This is a genomic window from Ruegeria sp. N11, assembly GCF_056531525.1.
The window spans coordinates 1-931 of record NZ_JBQFLX010000077.1 but is presented as its reverse complement, the minus strand read 5'-3'; the positions used below and the strand labels follow the sequence as shown (position 1 = coordinate 931).

Here is a 931-nt window from a genome sequence, read left to right as displayed (position 1 = left end):
CAGCCGCCAATCCCATCATCATCTCGGCGAAGGTGCCCTTGTCGCTCCACCGCTTCCAACGATTGTAGAGCGTCTTGTGCGGCCCGTATGCTGCTGGGGCGTCGCGCCACCTTAGGCCATTGCGATTGATGAAGATAATACCGCTCAACACGCGCCGATCATCAACGCGTTGTTTGCCGTGGGACTTGGGGAAAAAGGGCTCAAGACGTGCCATTTGCGCGTCCGTTAGCCAAAAAAGATCAGACATGTTCACCACTCGTTTTCCGAACCGTGAATCACGCGGCCAAGCGGAAATCAATGGGTCCCGAGCCTAGTAGCAAGTGATCTCAAAATACTTTGGCTCGAACGCGAAATCCAAACAAACCTTGCTGGTCGTTGCTGCAGGCTTTTTCACGTGTACTCACCGCAAGTATAGTGGGGTTGTGACAAGAGGAAATTGTCGCCTTTCTCCAACTCAACAACAAAAAAATCTTGGAATAATCGCTCATCATTGTGGCAAGAAATTCGTGAAGAAGTCGCAAGACGAAGGGCGCTGGTTCAATGGCTTTCAGATCAACGGCAAGCGCCAGAACAAAGGCTTAAGCCCTTATCAAATTATGTCCGTGCACGATGCGCGAAAGCAGTGATTTAAGTGGGTTGCCTTCGCAAAGTGCCGGGAAGATTTTTTGATGATCGGGAGCGCCAATGGATCAAAAATGGACCAGACGGAACGACAAACATTCTAAGAAATGGACGAAATGTTGTTGAGGTGTCCAAGGAGTAGCCGCGCCGAGACGACTAGGGTCAGGACTCATAGCCAATAGATAACGAGTGCTTCAAGGGCGATTGCTGACAGGAAGCCCTTCGGGCACCTGTCGTAGCGGGTTGCCACACGCCGCCAATCCTTCAACCTGCCGAACATGATCTCGATCCGGTTGCGCCGTTTGTAACG

The 931-nt window shown here is 51.6% G+C and carries 3 protein-coding genes; 1 reads left to right on the top strand and 2 read right to left on the bottom strand.

Going from position 1 to position 931, the window contains the following annotated elements; translation table 11 throughout:
- Nucleotides 1-247, bottom strand: a 247-nt coding sequence (locus ACR0J8_RS24250) for a transposase (protein ID WP_480892878.1), incomplete at its 3' end; no start/stop codon positions are given.
- A 73-nt stretch (nt 248-320) separates the two neighbouring features.
- Here ACR0J8_RS24250 and ACR0J8_RS24245 point away from each other — a divergent pair.
- Nucleotides 321-626: a hypothetical protein gene (locus ACR0J8_RS24245; protein WP_480528036.1), complete on the top strand. Its 306-nt coding sequence runs from the start codon at nt 321-323 to the stop codon at nt 624-626.
- A gap of 164 nt (nt 627-790) precedes the next feature.
- On the opposite strand, the gene ACR0J8_RS24240 is transcribed toward ACR0J8_RS24245, so the two are convergent.
- Nucleotides 791-931 (bottom strand): transposase (locus ACR0J8_RS24240; protein WP_480892881.1); only part of this gene is annotated, 141 nt, incomplete at its 5' end.